Origin of the sequence: Stenotrophomonas sp., from assembly GCF_032103445.1 — a bacterium.
Classification (GTDB): Bacteria; Pseudomonadota; Gammaproteobacteria; order Xanthomonadales; family Xanthomonadaceae; genus Stenotrophomonas.
The window spans coordinates 1-20,463 of sequence record NZ_DAMDFR010000078.1 but is presented as its reverse complement, the minus strand read 5'-3'; the positions used below and the strand labels follow the sequence as shown (position 1 = coordinate 20,463).

At 68.3% G+C, this 20,463-nt stretch carries 15 protein-coding genes; 10 read left to right on the top strand and 5 right to left on the bottom strand.

What is annotated here, in order from left to right; translation table 11 throughout:
• From RT551_RS18885 to RT551_RS18870, 4 genes are all read right to left on the bottom strand, one after another.
• Positions 1–774 (bottom strand): TolC family protein (locus tag RT551_RS18885; RefSeq protein WP_313461342.1); only part of this gene is annotated, 774 nt, incomplete at its 3' end.
• A gap of 23 nt (positions 775–797) precedes the next feature.
• Entirely contained in the window at positions 798–1,706 is a 909-nt protein-coding gene (locus RT551_RS18880; protein ID WP_313461339.1) for an HlyD family secretion protein, read from the bottom strand.
• Entirely contained in the window at positions 1,703–1,912 is a 210-nt protein-coding gene (locus RT551_RS18875; RefSeq protein ID WP_311193137.1) for a DUF1656 domain-containing protein, read from the bottom strand. Before RT551_RS18875 ends, RT551_RS18880 begins: the two co-directional genes overlap by 4 nt.
• An 82-nt stretch (positions 1,913–1,994) precedes the next feature.
• Positions 1,995–2,450: a MarR family transcriptional regulator gene (locus tag RT551_RS18870; RefSeq protein WP_313461338.1), complete on the bottom strand. Its 456-nt coding sequence runs from the start codon at positions 2,448–2,450 to the stop codon at positions 1,995–1,997.
• Between the two features lie 146 nt (positions 2,451–2,596).
• Here RT551_RS18870 and folE point away from each other — a divergent pair, with 146 nt between their 5' ends.
• The 4 genes from folE to RT551_RS18850 all read left to right on the top strand — a co-directional run bounded on the left by folE (position 2,597) and on the right by RT551_RS18850 (position 8,837).
• Positions 2,597–3,199 (top strand): GTP cyclohydrolase I FolE, encoded by a 603-nt coding sequence (folE, locus tag RT551_RS18865; RefSeq protein WP_125361243.1) that lies wholly within the window; start codon positions 2,597–2,599, stop codon positions 3,197–3,199.
• 94 nt (positions 3,200–3,293) lie between these two features.
• Entirely contained in the window at positions 3,294–4,763 is a 1,470-nt protein-coding gene (locus tag RT551_RS18860; RefSeq protein WP_313461337.1) for a DUF3375 domain-containing protein, read from the top strand.
• Entirely contained in the window at positions 4,750–5,457 is a 708-nt protein-coding gene (locus RT551_RS18855; RefSeq protein WP_313461336.1) for a DUF4194 domain-containing protein, read from the top strand. The genes RT551_RS18860 and RT551_RS18855 overlap by 14 nt, the downstream gene beginning before the upstream one ends.
• A gap of 11 nt (positions 5,458–5,468) precedes the next feature.
• The gene (locus tag RT551_RS18850) at positions 5,469–8,837 is read left to right on the top strand and encodes an ATP-binding protein (RefSeq protein WP_313461334.1); all 3,369 of its coding nucleotides are present in this window, start codon (positions 5,469–5,471) and stop codon (positions 8,835–8,837) included.
• Positions 8,838–9,262: 425 nt separating this feature from the next.
• Here RT551_RS18850 and RT551_RS18845 read toward each other — a convergent pair whose 3' ends face one another.
• On the bottom strand, positions 9,263–10,039 hold the full coding sequence (locus RT551_RS18845) for a TSUP family transporter (protein ID WP_311193133.1): 777 nt from the start codon (positions 10,037–10,039) through the stop codon (positions 9,263–9,265).
• Between the two features lie 59 nt (positions 10,040–10,098).
• On the opposite strand from RT551_RS18845, the gene RT551_RS18840 reads away from it, so the two are divergent.
• The 6 genes from RT551_RS18840 to RT551_RS18815 all read left to right on the top strand — a co-directional run.
• Positions 10,099–10,494: a YchJ family metal-binding protein gene (locus tag RT551_RS18840; RefSeq protein ID WP_313461332.1), complete on the top strand. Its 396-nt coding sequence runs from the start codon at positions 10,099–10,101 to the stop codon at positions 10,492–10,494.
• 94 nt (positions 10,495–10,588) lie between these two features.
• On the top strand, positions 10,589–11,872 hold the full coding sequence (egtB, locus tag RT551_RS18835) for an ergothioneine biosynthesis protein EgtB (RefSeq protein WP_313461340.1): 1,284 nt from the start codon (positions 10,589–10,591) through the stop codon (positions 11,870–11,872).
• On the top strand, positions 11,869–12,843 hold the full coding sequence (egtD, locus tag RT551_RS18830) for an L-histidine N(alpha)-methyltransferase (protein ID WP_313461330.1): 975 nt from the start codon (positions 11,869–11,871) through the stop codon (positions 12,841–12,843). The genes egtB and egtD overlap by 4 nt, the downstream gene beginning before the upstream one ends.
• Before the next feature lie 128 nt (positions 12,844–12,971).
• Entirely contained in the window at positions 12,972–17,099 is a 4,128-nt protein-coding gene (locus tag RT551_RS18825; protein WP_313461329.1) for a DUF4132 domain-containing protein, read from the top strand.
• Between the two features lie 55 nt (positions 17,100–17,154).
• Positions 17,155–18,279 (top strand): AAA family ATPase, encoded by a 1,125-nt coding sequence (locus tag RT551_RS18820; RefSeq protein ID WP_313461328.1) that lies wholly within the window; start codon positions 17,155–17,157, stop codon positions 18,277–18,279.
• Positions 18,276–20,463, top strand: a 2,188-nt coding sequence (locus tag RT551_RS18815) for a DUF5682 family protein (protein ID WP_313461327.1), incomplete at its 3' end; no start/stop codon positions are given. The genes RT551_RS18820 and RT551_RS18815, both read left to right, overlap by 4 nt.

Sequence of the window (20,463 nt, the reverse complement as noted above, 5' to 3'; positions counted from 1 at the left end):
CTGGCCCGGGGTGCGGCCGAGCAGGGCGCTCAGCTGGTATTCGGAGGCCTGGCGCTGCGCGCGCAGCGGCGGCAGGGCGGCTTCCAGCATCGCCACCTGCGCGTTGGCACGGGCCAGTTCCGGCGGCGTGCCACGGCCGGCGGCAATCAGCCGCTGGGTGACCTCGCGGCTGCGCTGCTGCAGCTCCAGCGAGTGCTCGGCGACATGCAGTTCATGGTTGGCGTGGCAGATCTCGACGTAGCTGCCGGCGACCTGGGCCACCAGTGACACCCGGGCCAGGTCCATCGCGGCGGCGGTGGCCTGCTCATCGGCGCGGGCGGCTTCGGCGGCGCGCTTGAGCTTGCCGAACAGGTCGAACTGGTAGGACACCGCGAACTTGCCGTCGGCCAGGTTGATCGGCGGCAGCTCGTGTTCCTGCAGGAAGGATTCGGCCGACAGCTGGGCGCGGCTGACGCCGGCCTCGGCTTCGTACTCGAAGCCGCCGGCGTCCATCGCCTGCTCGTAGACGGCGGCAGCGCGGCGCAGGTGTGCGTCGGCCACCTTCAGTTCCACGTTGTCCCGCAGTGCCTGCTCGACCAGCCCGTTGAGCGTGGCGTCCTGATACAGCTCCCACCAGCGCGGCGGCAGTTCAGCCCCGCCGGCGACCTGGGTGTTCCCGGTGTCGAGGAAGGCGGCATTGGCCTCCGGCCGCTGGAACGCAGACCCGGACGGCAGCTGGTAGTCAGGGCCGACCGTGGCGCAGGCGCTCAGGCTGGCCACGGCCAGCCCGAGCATCACGTGCTTGAAGCGCAGCCGGTTCACAGGGCCGCCTGCGCCGGGTGTGCCGGCTGGGACGCAGTGGCGTCCGGCTCGATGGTCACGGTGGCGGTACGCCCGGCGATCAGGGTCACACCCTCGGGCACGGCATCAATCTGGATGCGCACCGGAATGCGCTGGGCCAGGCGCACCCAGTCGAAGGCCGGGGTCACGTTCGGCAGCAGGCTGCTGCCTTCGCTGCGGTAACGGTCCTCGATGCCGGCGGCGATGCTCTGCACATGCCCCTGCAGCGGCTGGGTCTCGCCCATCAGACGGATGTCGACCTTCTGCCCGGCATGCACGCCGCGCAGGCGGGTTTCCTCGAAGTAGCCGTCAATCCGGAACGAGCCGGTGTCCAGCACCGCCATCACCGGGTGGCCGGCGGTCACGTAGTCGCCATTGCGCACGGTGCGGTCATTGACGTGACCGTCGCTGGGGCTGCGCACTTCGGTGCGCGCCAGGTTCAGTTCGGCCAGGTCCACCGCCGCCTGCGCGGTGGCCATGCCGGCCTGTGCGGCCTGCAGCTTGGCGCGGCGCACTTCGGCGTCCTCGGCGGCGACCAGGTCCTGCAGGCTGCGGTCGCGGGCGGTCTCGCGGCGCAGCTGCTCGACGCTGGCGCGACGCTCGCCCAGAGTGGCGCGGGCCTGCTCCAGCGCGATGCGGTAGCGCTCGCGGTCGACCACGAACAGCACGTCGCCGCGCTTCACGGGCTGGTTGTCGGCCACCTTCACCGCTTCCACCAGCCCGGACACGTCCGGCGCGACCTGCACCACGTCAGCGCTCACGTGGGCGTCGCGGGTCCAGGGTTCGTCCATGTAGTACGTCCACAGGGTGCGCAGCACCAGCAGGGCGGCAATGACGGCGGCAACGGTCACCACGACCGGTACGGTGTGCTTGAGGATCTTGTTCACGAGTGCATCCAACGCATCAGGGAAAACAACCCGCCGAGCACGATCACGTACACGGCCAGGTTGAACAGGGGCGGGTGCCAGATATGGCGGTAGGCTCCGGTGCGCTGCAGGACCACGCGCAACCCGCTCTTGAGCAGGTAGGCCAGCAGCATCAAGGCCAGCAGGGTCGGGACAAACACACCGTGGAGACTGAATTCACCGGTCATCGGGCAAAAATTCTTTCGGAGGAATTGGACAGGCCCGACGCCGCAGGGCGGCACCGGGCAACACAACAGGGGGTGCGGCGGCTTACGTCACGCGGTCGGCGGCATCGGCCAGCAGCTGCCACAGCTTCAGCACCGTGCGCAGTTCATCGGTGCTGAGCTCGCCGAACACCTGCTGGCGCAGGCCGATCAGCTGGGTTTCCAGCTCGCTGACCAGGGCCTCGCCCTTGTCGGTCAGCCACAGCAGGTTGGCGCGGCGGTCGCTGGCGTCGCATTCGCGGCGGACCAGGTCACTGGCCGACAGCTTGTCCAGCAGGCGCACCAGCGACGGGCCCTCCATGCCCAGCTGCTGGGCCAGGGTGACCTGGCGGATGCCACCGCCGGCGCGGCCGATCATCAGCAGCGGCATGGTGCAGGCCGCGGAAATGCCGTAGCTGCCCAGCGCCTGGTCGGCCAGACGTTGCCACTGCCGGCCCGAATGGAGCAGGCCGGAGCTGAGCTGCATCTGCAGCTGGGTGCGTTCGTCGAGGGTGCGCTTCATGGGCGGGGTCGCTTCGGAATATAGATAGGATACTACTAATTCGTCTGCTATCAATAGCCGCACCCCAACCGGACCCCAACGGGGGTGGGGACGCCCGAGGGGTCGGTCGGGTACGATGCTCGCCCCCCTTCCGGGTGCTGTAGGCAATGAGCAAGAAAGACAACGACGCGAATCCGGTCTCCCAGGCCGAAGCTGAATCGGCGGTGCGCACCCTGCTGCGCTGGGCCGGCGAAGACCCCACCCGTGAAGGGCTGCTGGATACCCCGCGGCGCGTCGCCGAAGCCTATGGCGACTGGTTCAGCGGCTACAAGGACGACCCGCGCGCCTATCTGGAGCGCACCTTTGAAGAGGTGGCCGGGTATGACGAGCTGATCGTGCTGCGCGACATCGAGTACGAAAGCCACTGCGAACACCACATGGCCCCGATCATCGGCCGCGTGCACGTCGGCTACCTGCCCGACGGCAAGGTGGTGGGCATCAGCAAGCTGGCCCGTGTGGTGGAAGCCTATGCGCGCCGCTTCCAGGTGCAGGAAAAGATGACCGCGCAGATCGCCCAGTGCATCCAGGACGTGCTGCAGCCGATCGGCGTGGGCGTGGTGGTGGAAGGCGCGCACGAGTGCATGACCACCCGTGGCATCCACAAGCGTGGCGTCAGCATGGTCACCTCCAAGATGCTGGGCAGCTTCCGCGAGGACGCGCGCACCCGCGCCGAATTCCTGCGCTTCATCGAAGTGGGCGGCAAGCGCTGAGCCCGGTCGTCGCCCGCGTGCGGGCACCCGACCCTGCATTGACCCGACGGCGTGGCCTGGTGCCACGCCGTGATCTGCGTGGAACTTCCGCTGCATGAAGCATCGCGAACGCATCACCCGTTACCGTCACCTGCGCGAGCAGCCACAGTGGAAGCTGCTGGCCGCCGCCAATGCCCCGGAAATCATCGGCCTGCTGCAGAGCCTGCTGATGGACGGCGAGCGCACCTTGTCTGCCGCCGTGCTGCACGAGCGCCTGCAACGCGCGCTGGACCAGCTCAACGGCGAGGAGCTCTCCCGCGAGCTGCCGCGGACCGCCCAGGCCTACATCGCGCACTGGCTGGCCCAGGGCTGGCTGGAGCGACGTCTGCCGGACGGGGCCGACCAGGAGCAATACGAACTCTCGACCCAGGCCCTGCAGGCGATCCGCTTTGCCGACAGCCTGGAACAGAGCCGCGTGGCCGCCACCGAAAGCCGGCTGGCGCTGGTGATCGAGCAGCTGTCGCAGCTGGCCGCGCAGACCGAAGCGGACCCGGATGCGCGTCTGTCGGCGTTGCGCGACGAGCGCGACCGCATCGACGCTGAAATCGCCCGTGTCGGCGAGGGCCGCGTCGCCGCGCTGGACGGCAAGCGCGCGCTGGAGCGCGCACGCCAGATCATCGGCCTGGCCGACGACCTGACCGAGGACTTCCGCCGCGTCCGCGACGACTTCGAACGCCTCAACCGCGAGTTCCGTGAACGCATCATCGACGACGAAAGCGAGCGCGGCGACGTGCTGTCGCAGCTGTTCGAGGGCGTTGACGTGATCGGCGAGAGCGACGCTGGACGCAGCTTCCAGGCGTTCTGGCGGCTGCTCAACGATGCCGAGCAGAGCGCCCAGCTCGATTCCGCGCTGGAAACCGTGCTGGCACGCGGCTTCGCGCGTCGGCTGGACCGCAACGAGCGCGCCTTCCTGCGCGGCTTCACCGGCACCATGCTCGAGCGCGGCGGCCAGGTGCACGATGTGCTGCAGAACTTCGCGCGCAGCCTGCGTGGCTTCGTGCAGAGCCGCGGCTATCTGGAACAGCGCCGGCTCAACCAGCTGCTCAAGCAGGCGCAGTCCGAGGCGCTGGCGCTGCGCGACGATTTTGCCGCGCAACGCCCGATTGGCCGCGACCTGCAGCTGACCACCAGCCGCCTGCGCTCGTGGTCGCAGTGGAAACTGCACGATCCGCGCACCGCCCAGGTGGATGGCAGCGTGCTGCGCAACGATGCGGCGGCGATCAGCCTGGAAAGCGTGGGCGACCTGGTCGCGTCCTCGGAAATCGACTTCCGCACGCTGCGCCGCGATCTGCATGAACTGCTCGGCGCGCAGCCGAAACTGAGCATCGCCCAGGCCCTGTCGCAGCGCGAAGCGCCGCAGGGGCTGGGCAGCGTGATCGGCTATCTGTCGCTGGGCACCCGCCACGGTGTGGTGGTGGACGGCGAACAGGAAACCGCACATTGGCGTGGCGGCGATGGACAGTGGCGACGTGCCCGCATCCCGCTGGTTTGGTTCACCCAGGAGAAACGCCATGAACTGGCATGAAAATTCCACTGACACGGGCGCTGAGAACGAAGCGACCGTGGATGACCTGTACGACGCGGAACCGGTGGTGGTCACCCCGCTGCCCAAACGCGGCAACGACGTCTACTACCTGGGCGACACCGGCCGGCTGCCGCTGGATGCACGCCGCGCGCTGTGCCAGCTGCTGATCGGGCCCAGCATCGACCAGCTGCGTCACGCCAAGCTGTGGCCGGCACTGATCCGCAGCGAAGCGGCGATCCGCTCGGCGCTGTCGGACCTGTTCCTGGAACTGGTGCTCGACCGCGACAGTGGCGTGGCCTTCACCCGCCAGGCCGATACCGAAGACGTGGATGCACCGGTGCTGCTGCGCACCTCGCCGCTGACCTTCATTGATTCGGTGCTGCTGCTGTACCTGCGTCAGCAGCTGGCCGAAGCGGACGCGCGTGGTAACCGTGCGGTGGTCGCCGATGCGGAAATGGCCGAAGCGCTCGCCATCTATGAGAAGAACCTGTCCACCGACCGCGCCGGTTTCAACCGCCGCGTCGCGGCCGCCGTGCAGAAGATGAAGGACACCCACATCCTGACCCGCCTGGCCGGTCAGGAAGACCGACATGAAGTGTCGCCGGCGCTGAAGCTGCTGTTCTCCGCTGAAGACGTCTCCGCGTTGTCCACGGTGTACCGCCAGCTGCGCGACACCCCGGCTGCCGAGGCCTGAGAGAGTTCCACATGGCTATTTCCAAGCACACGCCCTCCCTGTTCACCGACGGCCTGCCCGACCCGCGCCTGCAGCAGTTCCGCATGCGCCGCCTGCAGGTCCACAACTGGGGCACCTTCAACGGCCTGACCGAAGTGCCGATTGCCGAGAAGGGCTTCCTGTTCGTGGGCCGCTCCGGCTCCGGCAAGTCGACCCTGCTCGATGCGATGTCGGCAGTGCTGGTGCCGCCGGCCATCGTCGACTTCAATGCCGCCGCCCGCGAGGCCGAGCGCAGTGGTCGCGACCGCAACCTGGTCTCGTACGTGCGCGGCGCGTGGGCCGACCAGCAGGACAAGGGCACCGGCGAAATCGCCACCCAGTACCTGCGCAAGGGCGCGACCTGGACCGCGCTGGTGCTGGAATACCGCAGCGGTGATGGCCGCGTGGTCAGCCTGGTGCGTCTGTTCTGGATCTCCGGCAATGGTGCCGCCGCCGCCGACGTGCGCAAGCACTATCTGGTCGCCGAACGCCCGTTCGACATTGCCAAGGACCTGGGCGGTTTCGATCTCGACCTGCGCAAGCTCAAGCAGCGTCTGGCCGACGTGCATCATTTCGACAGTTTCGCCGGCTATGCGGAACGCTTCCGCCACCTGCTCGGCATCGACAACGAGATGGCGCTGCGCCTGCTGCACAAGACCCAGTCGGCCAAGAACCTGGGTGATCTGAACGTGTTCCTGCGTGACTTCATGCTGGACACGCCCAATACCTTCAACGCCGCCGAGCGGCTGGTGAATGACTTCGCCGAGCTCGACGGTGCGCACCAGGCCGTGGTCACCGCGCGGCGTCAGGTCGAAACCCTGCTGCCGGCGCGCGAGCACTACAACGAGCTCAAGGCCATGCACCGTCGCCGTGGCGACGAGGAACTGCTGAAGCTGGGCATCGACAGCTTCCGCGAGAACCGCCGCCAGCAGCTGCTGGAAGCGCGCCTGCACGAGCTGGAAGTCCGCGACCGTGGCCTGCTCGGCGAAGAGGCGCAGCGTCGTGCTGCGCTGGACAACCACACCGAGCGCCTGGGCGAGCTCGAACTGCAGCGCCGCCAGCAGGGCGGTGAACGGATCGAAGAGCTGGAACGCGAACAGGGCCGCGCCGAGGCCGAGCGCGACCGCCGCCAGGCCAAGCGCGAGCAGGCGCGCCAATCGGCGCAGAAGCTGCAGGCGACGCTGCCGGACACGGCGCAGGCGTTTGCCGAGCTGATCGACCAGGCCCAGGGTGAGCTGCAGGACCGTCAGCGCGCCTCGGCCGCGCTGGATGATGCAATCAGCGAACGGCTGGGTGGCAAGCGTGACGACGAGCGCCGCTTCGCCGAAGTGCGCAGCGAGCTGGAAGCGATGGAGCACAATCCGTCCAGCATTCCCGCGCCGCTGCAGAAGCTGCGTGCACGGCTGGCCGAGGAAACCGGCGTGCCGGAAGCGGCGCTGCCGTTTGTCGGTGAACTGATCCAGGTCCGCCAGGACCAGGCCGCATGGCAGGGCGCGATCGAGCGCGTGCTGTTCGCCTTCGCGCAGTCGCTGCTGGTCGATGACCGCCACTACAACGAAGTCGCCGACTGGGTGAACCGCACCCACCTCGGCATGCGCTTCACCTTCTACCGTGTGCGTCGCAACGACGAGGCGCTGGCGCGTTCGCCGTCGGCACGTTCGCTGCTGCACAAGCTGGACCTGCGCGACAGCAGCTTCGAGCCGTGGCTGCGCCGCGAGCTGGGCAAGCGCTTCGACTACGAGTGCGTGGATGCTCGCGAGCTGCGCAACGTCGAGCGCGGCATCACCAAGGAAGGCCAGGTCAAACACCCGGGCGATCGCTTCGAGAAGGACGACCGCAGCGCGGTCAACGATCGTCGCCGCTGGCTGCTGGGCTTCAACAACCGCGACAAGCTGGCGGTGTACCAGAAGGAAGGCCAGGAGCTGGCCAAGCGCATTGCCGGCTGCGACGCCGACATCGCGCAGCTGCGCTCGCAGCGCGAAAGCGACAATGATCGCCGCCTGGCCTGCAACCAGCTGGTCAACCTGGGCTGGGACGAAATCGACGTCGCCACCCCGCTGCAGCGTCTGTCCGACGTCGAGGCCAACCTGCGCGAACTGCGCGAAGGCAACGCCGACCTGGCGCGCCTGGCCAAGCAGATCGACGCCACCCGTGCTGACATCGAGCAGGCCCGCCGCACCTACGAAGACACCCGCGTCGAGCGCGGCCAGCTGGTCAAGGAACGTGATCGCCTGGATCGTGCCCGCCAGCAGAGCCGGGCGCTGGTGTTGCCGGCACTGGGCAGCACCCAGGAAGCCGGCCTGCAGCAGCGCGTGGAGGCGATGGGACCGCTGAGCCTGGAAACGCTCGAAGCGAACATGCGCCAGATCAGCAACGCGCTCAACGAACAGTTGTCGTCCTCGCAGCAGGACGTGAACAAGGTCGAGAACCTGCTGCTGGGCTGCTTCCGCCGCTTCGTGCAGGGTTGGCCGGAAGAGTCCGGCGACTTCACCGTGTCGGTGGCCTCGGCGGACGACTTCCTCGCCCGCTTGGCGCGCCTGGAACGCGATGGCCTGCCGCAGCACGAAGAGCGCTTCTTCGACCTGCTGCAGAACCAGAGCAAGAACAACCTGCTGGCCCTGCAGCGCCACAGTGCCGAGGCGCGCAAGTCGATTGGCCAGCGCCTGGACGAAGTGAACGCCAGCCTGGAACAGGTGCCGTTCAACCGTGGCACGCTGCTCACCATCGAGCTGAGCGACCGCCGTCTGCCGGAAGTGCTGGAATTCCATCAGCAGTTGCGTGACGTGCTCTCGCACCACCAGACGGAACAGCGCGAAGTGGCCGAAGCCCAGTTCGCGGTGCTGCGTGAACTGGTGAAGCGGTTGGGCTCACAGGAAGGCGAAGACAAGCGCTGGCGCGAGAACGTGCTGGACGTCCGCCTGCACGTGGAGTTCATCGGCGTCGAGCTGGACGCGGCCACGCGCCAGCAGGTGGAAATCTATCGAAGCGGTGCGGGCAAGTCGGGCGGCCAGCGCCAGAAGCTGGCGACCACGTGTCTGGCGGCGGCATTGCGTTACCAGCTCGGTGGCGCGGAGAGCCAGCTGCCCAGCTATGCAGCCGTGGTGCTGGACGAAGCCTTCGACAAGGCCGACAACGAGTTCACCGCGCTGGCGATGAACATCTTCGACAACTTCGGATTCCAGATGGTGGTCGCCACCCCGCTGAAGTCGGTGATGACGCTCGAGCCCTTCATCGGCGGCGCCTGTTTCGTCGAAATCAGCGGCCGCCACGATTCCGGCGTACTGCTGATCGAGTACGACGAAGAGGGCAAGCGCCTGAAGCTGCCAGAGCGCTCACGTCAGGCTGCTGAAGTCGAGGCATGATCGCGAACAGCGGCGTTTCGGTTTGTACGTGCTGGGGGCCTACGGGCAACCCCGTTCCGGGACACGCCGCAAGTACGTCCATGTAGGCTACTCCACGGCATCCATGCCGTGGAGTGTCCCTCCAGGGGTCACCCGTAGGCCCCCTCTCATGCATCGCACAATGCGGCCGGAAAACGCGATTCTGCCGTTGATCTCTCGTGGCCACCGAAACGCCGTCGTGGCGGTTCGGGGTGGGCTGGAGGGGGCGTGAGCCGCATGGATGCGGCGATCGAGGCTCCATGGACGGATTCACGCCGTCCCCCGGAACGCCCATCCCGATCCGCCAACACAGGGATCAGATGACCACCGGCTGTTCGCCAAAATCCAACAGCAGCCGGGCACAGCCCGGCGATACGTAGATTCTGCAACCGCAGGAACCCCAGGAATCACCCGGCGAACGTATCCCAACCCATCCGCGCAATCAGCACCACCACCAGGCCGACGAACAGCTTGCGGATGAAGGGGGTGCCGCCGCGCAGGGCCAGGCGTGTCCCGACCACGGAGCCGGTGATGTTGGCCGCCGCCATCGGCAGCGCGAACAGCCACAGGATGTTGCCGGTCGGTACGAAAAACGAGATCGCGGCGACGTTGGTCGCCAGGTTCACCACCTTCGAGGCCGCCGACGCGCGCAGGAAATCCAACCCGAAGAAGCGCACGAACAGGAAGATCAGGAAGCTGCCCGTGCCCGGGCCGAAGAAGCCATCGTAGAAGCCGATCGCCGCGCCGATCGCCAGCGCCGTCCACAGCTCCTTGCGGCCGATCTCGCGCGGGCGGTGCAGTGCACCGAAGTCCTTCTTCCACAACGTGTAGCCCAGCATCGCGATCAGCAGCACCAGCACCAGCGGGCGCACCGCGTCCTTGGGTAACAGGCTGACCGCTGTGGCCCCCGCGAACGAAAACACGAACGCCGTGCCCGCCGCGAACAACACCGGCTTCCACGGGAAACGCACGTTGCGCGCATAACGCCACGCCGCCGCCGCCGTGCCGAACATCGAGCTGAACTTGTTGGTGCCGAAGAGCATCGCCGGCGTGTGCTGCGGCAACACCGTGAACAGGCCCGGCAGCTGCACCAGACCCCCGCCACCTACGGCCGCGTCCACCAGACCGGCAATGAATGCAATCGCCACCAACCACCACAACTCGGGGGGAACCAGCTCCAGCACGGCACGGACTTCGCAGGGAAAGGCGCGCCAGCATACGCCGTTCCGGGCACAATGGCCGCATGAGCAAAGCCCCTGCCGATACCTGCCCCTGCGGTCGCCCGCTGCCTTATGCCGCCTGCTGCGGCCAGTACCACGAAGGGGCCATCGCCCCGGATGCCGAGACCCTGATGCGCTCGCGCTACACCGCCTATGTGCAGGAGCGTGCCGACTATCTGCTCGCCAGCTGGCACCCGCAGACCCGCCCGGAAAGCCTCGGCTTCGATGAAGCACCCAGCCAGCGCACCCGCTGGCTCGGGCTTACCGTGCACGAACACACCCAGCCCGATGCCGACCATGCCCAGGTCCGTTTCACCGCCCGCTACAAGGTGGGGGGCGGCAGCGCGGTGAAGATGCAGGAACACAGCCGCTTCGAGCGCATTGACGGGCGCTGGCTCTATCTCGACGCGCTGCCCTGATCGTTACCCGATCCGCCTATTCACCTCGCCGCTGTAACACAACGTGAGGGCCGCCATGACGGTGCGCTCACCGTCGCTGGCTGATCCTGAGGCGATGAAAACTGTCGCCGCAATACCGCAGGCCGCCCTCGCGCTGGCCGAGCATTACCGCGCCGTCCGCGCCCGCAGTCTCGCCCTGGCCGCGCCGCTCAGCGCCGAAGATGCCATGGTCCAGAGCATGGCCGATGCCAGCCCGACCAAGTGGCATCTGGCACACACCAGCTGGTTCTTCGAGCGCTTCGTGCTTGGCAGTCAACCGGGCCATGCGCCATTCAATGCCGACTGGCATTACCTGTTCAACAGTTACTACCAGAGCATCGGCCCGGCGCATGCGCGCCCGCAGCGTGGCCTGCTGTCGCGGCCATCGCTGGAGGCGGTGCGCGACTATCGCCAGCGCGTCGATGAGCAGGTCATCGATCTGCTGCAGCGCGACGCGCTCGACAGCCAGGCACGTCACCAGCTGCTGCTCGGCCTGCACCACGAACAGCAGCACCAGGAACTGCTGCTCACCGACATCAAGCACGCGCTCTGGTGCAATCCGCTGCAGCCCGCCTACCGCGACGACCTCAAGCGCAGCACCGGTGCCGCCCTGCCGATGCGCTGGCTGCCGGCAGAGGAGTGCATCGTCGAGATCGGTGCGCCGGCGTGGCCGGCACACCCTGGCTTCGCTTATGACAACGAATCCCCGGTGCACCGCGTACTCGTTCCCGCGCATGTATTGGCCAACCGACCGGTCAGCAATGCCGAGTACCGGGCCTTCATCCTCGATGGCGGCTACCGCCAGGCCGCGCACTGGATGAGCGAGGGCTGGACCCTGGTCCAGAGCGAAGGCTGGCAGCACCCGCTGTACTGGGACGACGGCCTCGAGCGTGAGTTCACCCTGGGCGGCTGGCGCGCGATCGATCCCGATGCTCCGGTCTGCCACCTCAGCTACTTCGAGGCCGACGCCTACGCCCGCTGGGCGGGCGCACGCCTGCCCACCGAGTTCGAATGGGAAGCGGTCGCACAGTCCCTCCCGGTGCAGGGCAACTTCGCCGACGACGACCTTCTGCATCCGCGGGCGTTTACGGGCGAAGGTGTCGATCCCGCGCAACCACTGCAGCTGTTCGGCGACGTCTGGGAGTGGACCAGCAGCGCCTATGGGGCCTATCCCGGCTTCCAGCCGTTCGCGGGCAACCTCGGCGAGTACAACGGCAAGTTCATGTGCGGGCAGTGGATTCTGCGCGGTGGCAGCTGTGCCACCCCCGCCGGGCACGTGCGGGCCAGCTACCGGAACTTCTTTGCACCGTCGGCGCGCTGGCAGTTCGCCGGCCTGCGCCTGGCCCGGGGGCTGGCATGAGCACCGTCAGCGACGCGCTCGACGCGCTCACCGACCTGCAGCCCGACCGCGCCCGGATCACCACCGACATCCTGCACGGGCTGTCGCAGCATCCGCGCCAGCTGCCCTCCAAGTACTTCTACGACGCGCGTGGTTCGGCTCTGTTCGAGCAGATCACGCGCCAGCCCGAGTACTACCCCACGCGCACCGAGCTGGGTCTGCTGCAGGATCGCGCTGCCGACATTGCCGCCGTGGTCGGGCCGCACCTGCACGTGGTCGAGCTCGGCAGCGGCAGTGGTCGCAAGACCGAAATCCTGCTGCAGGCGCTGGTAGACCCGGTGGCCTACACCCCGATCGAGATCTCCCGCGCGGCCCTGCTCGACAGCGTCGCCCGGCTGGCCCCGGCGTTGCCGGAGATCGAGATGCTGCCCGTGTGTGCCGACTTCACCCGCGCGGTGCAGTTGCCGGAGCCGGAGCGCGAACCGGCGCGGCGGCTGGTGTTCTTCCCCGGCTCCACCCTGGGCAATTTCGCCGGTGCCGAGGCGGTTGCCCTGCTGCGCGCCATGCGACAGACCATGGGCGAGGGCGGCTTGGCCCTGATCGGCATCGACCTGCACAAGGACCCGGCGCTGATCGAAGCGGCCTACAACGATGCCGCCGGGGTCACCGCCGAGTTCACCCTGAACCTGCTGCGCCGGCTCAACCGCGAGATCGGCAGCGACTTCGACCTCGAGGGCTTCGCCCACCGGGCCCGCTACAGCGTGGAACGGCTGCGCATCGAAACCGACCTGGTGAGCCTGCGCGACCAGCAGGTGCACGTGGGCGGGCGGACCTTCGATTTCGCCGCCGGTGAAGCCATGCGCGTGGAGTACAGCCACAAGTACACCGAGGCCAGCTTTGCCGCGCTGGCCGCCGAGGCCGGGCTGCAGGTTACCCACCGCTGGGACGCGCAGGCACCCGCGTTCGGGTTGCGCCTGCTGCGGGCCCGCTGACAGCGGCGGCGTCGTGCCGCTGCCATGGTTCCCCGGTATGCTTGAGGCCTGCGGATCGCCAACGATCCGGACCGAGGGATGCGGTCGCGCCGGTGTGGCCGCACGGGGAACAACAAGGCAGGGACGCAATGCGGCGATTCGAACTGGTCGAAGGCACTTCCAGCAAGTTCTGGGAAGTGGAACAGGACGGCAGCGATCTGAACATCCGCTGGGGCCGCATCGGTACCCAGGGACAGAGCCAGACCAAGTCATTCGCTGACGAGGCCAAGGCAGCAGCGGCGCTGACCAAGCTGGTCACCGAAAAGACCGGCAAGGGCTACACCGAAAGCGGTGTCGAGGCCGGCAGCGCTGCATCGCCGGTGACCCCGGCCAAGGCCGCCAAACCTGCCAGGCCTGCCAAAGCGGCCAAAGCCGACGCAACGCAACCGGCTGCCGCACCGGAACCCTCTGAACCCGTCGAGCCGGTGGACGACCAGGCGGCACGCGGCTTTGAAAGCATCCGTCTGTCCATCCTGGACGGCAGCCTGAAAACCGGTGACGTACTGACTGTGGCCCAGCTGCGCAGGCGCGGCGGCATCAGTGAGGAGGCCGCCAAGCTGGTATGGAACGCACTGTCGTCTACCCGCCTGCTCAACCAGTGGAGCAGCAAGCTCGCTGACAAGGTGCAGGACATCGCCGCCGCTCTCCCTGCCGACTGGTTACGCGCCGTGCCGGCGGCGGTTGGCCCGGGGGCGAGCGGCGACGAAACGCTGCCGCCATGGCTGCGCCCGGGTGAGCCCCTGCACATCACCCAGCAGGATCGACTGGGCATGTACGCCTCGCGGCGCTTTGCGCCAGTCCTGACGGTGCCAGACGCCGCATGCTGGAAGGAAGTGAAGGTGACCGACCAGTTCTCGCTGGACGTCAGCCGGACTGACAGCACGCTGCAGCCCGCCGCAGAGCGCCTGATCCAGCGGTTGAAGGGACCGGAGCCGGCGCTGGACCGCGACGCCGACCGTCTGTTGCTGCTGATGGCGCAGTACAACATGGGTTACTACATGACCGATTCCAGTCATGCCGCCACGGAATGGCTGCTGGCCCGGTATGGCCTGCGCGACACGCTTGAGCTGTATCTGGAGACCCAGTACCTGCAGTTCGACTGCGGCTATGACTCGACGGCCCGTACCCGGCTGGCCAGCTTCCATGCCCAGGCCACCCATCCTATTGGTCGCAACTGGAACCAGCCGCTCACCACGCCGGAGCACCTGCTGCGCAATCATCTGGCCGCCGCGCCTGAAACGGTGTGGCAGGAATGCGTGGATCGCATCGCCACGGCACTGGCGCAGGTACCTGCCTGCCGCCGACCACCGTTGGCATTGCTGGTACCCGATCGCCCTGAGCTGGCCCACCAGGTACTTGCTGCCGCAGACGGCGCACCACTAAGCGACGCAGCCCACTGGCTGCTGCTCATCGCCACCGATCCCGTGGCCGTGAACACGGCGGCCAGGATCCGTGTTGAAGGTGGTGGACTCTGGGACGATGCACATTCCGTTTCCACGCTGCTGTTGGAACGCGGACTGCAGGCGACCGAGCTGCTGGCGCGACATGCCGAGCGCGATGCGGCCGGCAAGGGCCTGACCCAGATCGGCACCCCGGAAGCCGTCGAAGCGTTGGCCCGCGTCGCCAGCACCTCCAAACAATCACTGGCCAACCTGTCGCTGGCGGTCAGCCGCTGGCCGCAGGCGGCGCTGGTCGGCCTGCTGCGCGTGGTTGCCCCCGGCGGCAAGGATGCCGGCCTGCTGATGCCCAACGTGGTGCAGTTGCTGCGCAGCCTGGGGGACACGGTTGACGACGTGCTGCCGTGGCTGGAGCCGGCCGAACGGGCCACGCTGGAACGCCAGCGCGCCATCCTGAAGGGACCTTCCGAGGTCGCCGCAGCGAACGAACTGCCGGCAGTGCTGGCCGCCCCACCGTGGCTGGCGGCCAAGCAGAAAAAATCGGCCGCCGTGCAGCAATTGCAGCCGCTGCCACTGGCACCGCGTGAGCTATGGGATCCCGGCAGCCGCGAGGCTGCGCTGGAAGAAACCGGCTGGACCGCCAAGCGGCTGCAGCAATGCCGCGACGACCCGGCCGAGCTGGTTTCGCAGCTGGGCTTCTGGTCGCACCTGGATTACCTGAAACCCTTGACCGAACAGGCGGTGGCTGCCATCGCGCAACGCGACACCGACGGCCTCGTCCGCATCTGGCGCGAGATGATCGTCGCGCGCCGCCGCCAGCAGTACTTCTGGCTGTCCGTGCGCACAGAGGTGATCACCACGCTGCCGGAAGGCATGGCAGTGCCGTTCTGGAACGCCATTGCGGATGACATCGTCAGCGACAGCGGTATCAGCAGCGATGACATCAGCCGCATGGTTGCCATGCACGGCCTGGCAGTGCTGCCGGCCGTGGCTGCGCTGGTGCGCAACAAGCCCATGGACTGCCTGCCGCGCGCGCTGGCGATCGGCGCAGTGGAACTGGCCCCCACAGCCGCACGTGCCTTCGCCCGACTCAAATCCGTCCGCGAGGCCGGCCGCACCTGGTTGCTGCGCCATCCCGAACATGCCGCCGTAGGCTTGCTGCCGGCTGCGCTGGGCAAAACCGGTGAAGCCCGCGATTCCGCCGCCAGCGCCTTGCGCCTGTTGTGGTTGAACGGCCACGAGGCACTGCTGCGCGAGGTGGCCGGCCGCTACAACGACCCGGCCGTGCTGGAAGGGCTGGAACGGGTGATGGACGAAAACCCGCTCGACCGCTTCCCCGGCAAGCGCACCGCGCTGCCGACATTCTGGAACCCCAGCGGCTGGCGGCGTCCAGTCCTGCACAACGGCAAGGCGCTGGGCGATGACGCCCTGCAGGCGTTGGGCCAGATGCTCACCTTCCCGACCAACGAAGAAATCTACGCCGGTATTCCGCAGGTAGCGGACGCCTGCCGCGCCGACAGCCTGGCCGATTTCAGCTGGGATCTGTTCGGGGCCTGGCTCAATGCCGGTGCACCCGGCAAGGAAGGCTGGGCGCTGCAGGCGCTGGCACATTTCGGCAACGACGACACCGCGCGCCGCCTCACGCCTTTCATCCGCGCCTGGCCAGGTGAATCGGCGCACGCGCGCGCGGTGACCGGGCTGGATGTGCTGGCCGCGATCGGTTCGGACGTGGCGCTGATGCAGATCAACGGCATCGCCCAGAAGGTCAAGTTCAAGGGGCTGCAGGACAAGGCGCGCGAGAAGATCGCCGCCATCGCCGAGGCCCGCCAGCTCAGCACCGAGGAGCTGGAAGACCGCCTGGCCCCCGACCTGGGGCTGGACGAGCATGGCACCTTGCAACTCGACTTCGGCCCGCGCGCCTTCAAGGTCGGCTTCGACGAAGCGCTCAAGCCCTACGTGCGCGAACATACCGACGGCGTCGATGGCGCGCGCCTGCCCGATCTGCCGAAGCCGAAGAAGACCGACGATGCAGCCTTGGCGGCCGAAGCCGTGGAGCGCTTCAAGACCCTGAAGAAGGACGTGCGCACCATTGCCAGCCAGCAGGTGCTGCGCCTGGAACTGGCGATGTGCGCGCGCCGCCGCTGGACCCCCGGGCTGTTCCGCACCTTCCTGGTCGAGCATCCGCTGCTGCGCCACCTGGTGCAGCGCCTGGTGTGGGGCGTGTATGCGGTGGAGCCGGGCCATCAGCACGGCGGTGTGCTGCAGGCCTGCTTCCGCGTGGCCGAGGACGGCAGCTACACCACGGCCGACGATGACAGCTTCGCGTTGCCGGAAGGCGAGCATCTGCGCATCGGCGTGCCGCATGCACTGGAACTGGATGCCGCCGATGCCGCGGCCTTCGGGCAGCTGCTGGCCGACTACGAACTGCTGCAGCCGTTCGCGCAGATCGGGCGTGATACCTACAGCCTGGAGGCCAGCGAACGTGCAGTCACCAAGCTGCTGCGCTGGAAGGGGGCCAAGGTGCCCACCGGCCGCGTGCTCGGGCTGGTCAACAAGGGCTGGCGACGCGGCATGGCGCAGGATGGCGGCGGCATCTGGTACTTCACCAAACCGTTGGGCGACGGCAAGGTGATCGAGCTGCTGTTGGACCCCGGCATCATCGTCGGCATGGTCAACGAGTATCCGGAGCAGGAACTGGGCGACGTGCAGTACGGCAAGGCCGGCAGCTGGGGCGAGATGCGCGATCCCGACCCGTTGACCGGGCTCGACGACATTGCCACCAGTGAACTGATCCGCGACCTGGAGGCGCTGCGCGCCTGAGCCTGACGCACCGCGTCCGCGCGGTGCCCTTATACGTTCTCCCGGAAACCCCCTCATGGCCAAACGCTCCCCATCCACCGCTGAAGCACCGGTTGCCGAATTGCAGCGCCCCCCTGCCGAACTGCTGTATGCGGACGAGCTGATCCGGCTGCGCGACGCTGATTCCCATGCCCGTCCGCCGGGCTGGGCGCTCAGCCTGCGTGCGGCACGCGCCTTCATCCTGGGTGACGCCGCACTGGGCACCACCGCCAAAGTGGTCGCGCCGGTGGCCAGTATCGAACGCATGCTGGTCACCCTTGCCACCGGGCGCGGCCTGATGCTGGTGGGCGAACCCGGCACCGCCAAGTCGTTGCTGTCCGAACTGCTGGCCGCCGCGATCAGCGGCGTGTCCACCCTGACCATCCAGGGCGGTGCCTCCACCACCGAAGACCAGATCAAGTACGGCTGGAACTACGCGCTGCTGATCAACGAAGGTCCCAGCCCGCGCGCGATGGTGCCGGCCCCGCTGTACCAGGGCATGCGCGATGGCCGCATCGTGCGCTTCGAGGAAATCACCCGTGCGCCGCAGGAAGTGCAGGACTGCCTGCTCGGCATGCTCTCTGACCGGGTCATGGCCGTGCCCGAGCTGGAGGGCGAGCACGCCATGCTGTACGCGCGCGACGGTTTCAACATCATCGCCACCGCCAACACCCGCGACCGCGGCGTGAACGAGATGAGCGCCGCGCTCAAGCGTCGCTTCGACTTCGAAACCGTCGCCCCCATCCTCGACTTCGACCACGAACTGGCACTGGTGCAGCAGGCCTCCGCGCGCCTGCTCGAGCGCAGTGGCATTCCGGCCAGCGTGCCGGTGCCGGTGCTCGAGCTGCTGGTCAACACGTTCCGCGATCTGCGCGGCGGTGGGCAGGCCGCGCAGGGCAGCGACAAGGCCATGGACCGGCTCAACGCGGTGATGTCCACCGCCGAGGCGGTCAACGTCGCCCATGCGGTCGGCGTGCGCGCCTGGTTCCTGGAGCAGCGCGAAGGGTCACCGGCCGATCTGGTCGAGTGCATTGCCGGCACCGTGGTCAAGGACAACGCCGACGACCGCGCCAAGCTGCGCCGTTACTTCGAACACACCGTCGCCCGCCGCGAAGGTCCGGCGTGGCGCGCCTACTTCGAGGCACGTCACCGCCTGCCGTGAGCCGTTCCCCGCACATCATCGGCGTGCGCCACCACAGCCCGGCCTGCGCCCGGCTGGTGGCGGCGCGCATCCGCGCGCTGCGCCCGGCGTTCGTGCTGATTGAAGGCCCCGCCGATTTCAACGAACGCCTGGCCGAGCTGCAGCTGCCGCATCGCCTGCCGCTGGCGATCTACAGCCACTTGTCCGACGACCAGCGCCATCACGGCTCATGGACCCCGTTCGCCGCGCATTCGCCGGAATGGCAGGCACTGCAGGTCGGCAACGAGGTGGAGGCCTGCGTCCGCTTCATCGACCTGCCGGCCTGGCACGACGCGTTCGCCGGGCTCGAGAACCGTTATGCCGACAGCGCCGACAACGCGCATGAGGCGCGCGCCGAAGACTACGAGCAGGCGCTGAGCGCACAGCTGGCCGTGCAGGGCCGCGACGCACTGTGGGACCACCTGTTCGAGGACACCGACGATGACGATGCGCTGGCCGAACAGCTGAGCCAGTACTTCATCCACCTGCGCGGTCAGGACCGCGGCACGCTCGGCAACCAGGCCCGCGAACAGATGATGGCCGCGTGGATCGCCTGGGCCATGCGGCAGCCCGCCGCCGTCGCGCAACCCGTGCTGGTGGTGTGCGGTGGCTATCACGCGCCGATGCTGCAGGCCTTGTGGCCGCAGCAACCGGCCGCCACAGAACCGCCTCCCGTGCCGCAGCCGGCCGCCGCCGACAGCCGCCACGGCTCCTATCTGGTGCCGTACAGCTTCAAGCGGCTGGACGCGTTTGCCGGGTATGCCTCGGGCATGCCATCCCCGGCCTGGTACGAAGGGTGCTGGCAGCACGGCCAGGATGCACCCCGGCATCTGCTGCGGGCGGTCATGCACCGCCTGCGCAAGAAAGGGCTCCCCGCGTCCACCGCCGACCTGATCGGCGTGCAGGTGCGCGCCGAGGGTCTGGCACGCCTGCGCGGCCACCGCCGGCCGCAGCGTGTGGACTGGCTGGATGCGCTGGCCGGCGCACTGGTCAAGGACGCGCTGGATGCACCGCTGCCGTGGACCTACCGCGGCCCGTTGCGTGCCGGCACCGACCCGGTGCTGGTGCAGGTGATGGACGTGCTGGCCGGGGACCAGCAGGGCGAACTGGCACCGGGCACGCCGCAGCCACCGCTGCTGGCCGACATCGCCGCCATCCTGGCCGGGCAGGGACTGTCGCTGCCCGGCACCGCCACGCTGGATCTGCTCGATCCCGCCGACCGTGCGCGCAGCCGCGTGCTGCATCAACTCGCGCTCCTGCAGATTCCCGGTGTCACGCGCACCCAGGGCCCGGCGCGCGCCATCAGTGACGAGGTCGAGGAACGCTGGACCTTGGCGCGACCGGTCGAGCAGCACGCCGCGCTGATCGAGGCCGGTGCCTGGGGGGCCACGCTGCACGATGCGGCGCGTGCCCGCCTGGAAGCCGACCTGCGTCGGGATGGCAGCGACATTGCCCGGCTGGTGGCCCTGCTCAACCGGGCCGCGTGGGCGGGGCTGACCGCCGTGAGCGCAGGTGTGCTGGAGGATCTCTCCACCGCCATCGCTGCAGCGGCCCGGTTCGATGTGCTGGCCCCGGCGCTGGGCGACCTGGAACTGCTGCGCCGGCACGGGCATCGAATCGGCCTGAGCGAAGCGCCTGCGCTGGACGTGGTGCTGGTGGCGGGCGTGGACCGCGCACTGTGGCTGCTGGAAGCACCCGGTGGCGTTTCTGCCGCCGAGGTGGATGCGCACGTGCAGGGACATCAGGCCTTGCGACGGCTCGTGCTCGATGCAGTGGCCGATCACGCCGAGGGTGTTCCGGGTGCATTGCAGATCGAACCGCCGCGCGCCCTGGCGGTGTGGCACCGCGTGCTCACCAATGCCGACGCCGCACCGGTCAGCCGGGGTGCGGCGCTGGGTGCGCTGATCGGACTGGCCGAGCGTGTCGAGGGAGCCCCGCCGGTGGCTGCCACCCAGGCCACCGCCCTGCTGCAGCAGTTCGCGCCGGCCCAGGTCGGCGATGCGTTGGCCGGGCTGCTCGCGCTGGCGCGCGACCAGTTGGCCAGTGAGGACAGTTTCACCGCCGGTCTGGACGCGCTGGTGCAGGGGTTGGTCGGCGAAGACTTCGTCATAGCGCTGCCGGCGCTGCGCGCGGCCTTCGCCTGGCTGCCGCCGCGCGAACGTGGCG

Bases quoted from the DNA above. Each gene is read 5' to 3' on its own strand.
- egtD (WP_313461330.1), top strand. From the start codon at position 11,869: ATGAGCACCGTCAGCGACGCGCTCGACGCGCTCACCGACCTGCAGCCC.
- RT551_RS18825 (WP_313461329.1), top strand. From the start codon at position 12,972: ATGCGGCGATTCGAACTGGTCGAAGGCACTTCCAGCAAGTTCTGGGAA.
- RT551_RS18855 (WP_313461336.1), top strand. From the start codon at position 4,750: ATGAACTGGCATGAAAATTCCACTGACACGGGCGCTGAGAACGAAGCG.
- RT551_RS18820 (WP_313461328.1), top strand. From the start codon at position 17,155: ATGGCCAAACGCTCCCCATCCACCGCTGAAGCACCGGTTGCCGAATTG.
- RT551_RS18860 (WP_313461337.1), top strand. From the start codon at position 3,294: ATGAAGCATCGCGAACGCATCACCCGTTACCGTCACCTGCGCGAGCAG.
- folE (WP_125361243.1), top strand. From the start codon at position 2,597: ATGAGCAAGAAAGACAACGACGCGAATCCGGTCTCCCAGGCCGAAGCT.
- RT551_RS18850 (WP_313461334.1), top strand. From the start codon at position 5,469: ATGGCTATTTCCAAGCACACGCCCTCCCTGTTCACCGACGGCCTGCCC.
- egtB (WP_313461340.1), top strand. From the start codon at position 10,589: ATGAAAACTGTCGCCGCAATACCGCAGGCCGCCCTCGCGCTGGCCGAG.
- RT551_RS18870 (WP_313461338.1), bottom strand. From the start codon at position 2,450: ATGAAGCGCACCCTCGACGAACGCACCCAGCTGCAGATGCAGCTCAGC.
- RT551_RS18840 (WP_313461332.1), top strand. From the start codon at position 10,099: ATGAGCAAAGCCCCTGCCGATACCTGCCCCTGCGGTCGCCCGCTGCCT.
- RT551_RS18875 (WP_311193137.1), bottom strand. From the start codon at position 1,912: ATGACCGGTGAATTCAGTCTCCACGGTGTGTTTGTCCCGACCCTGCTG.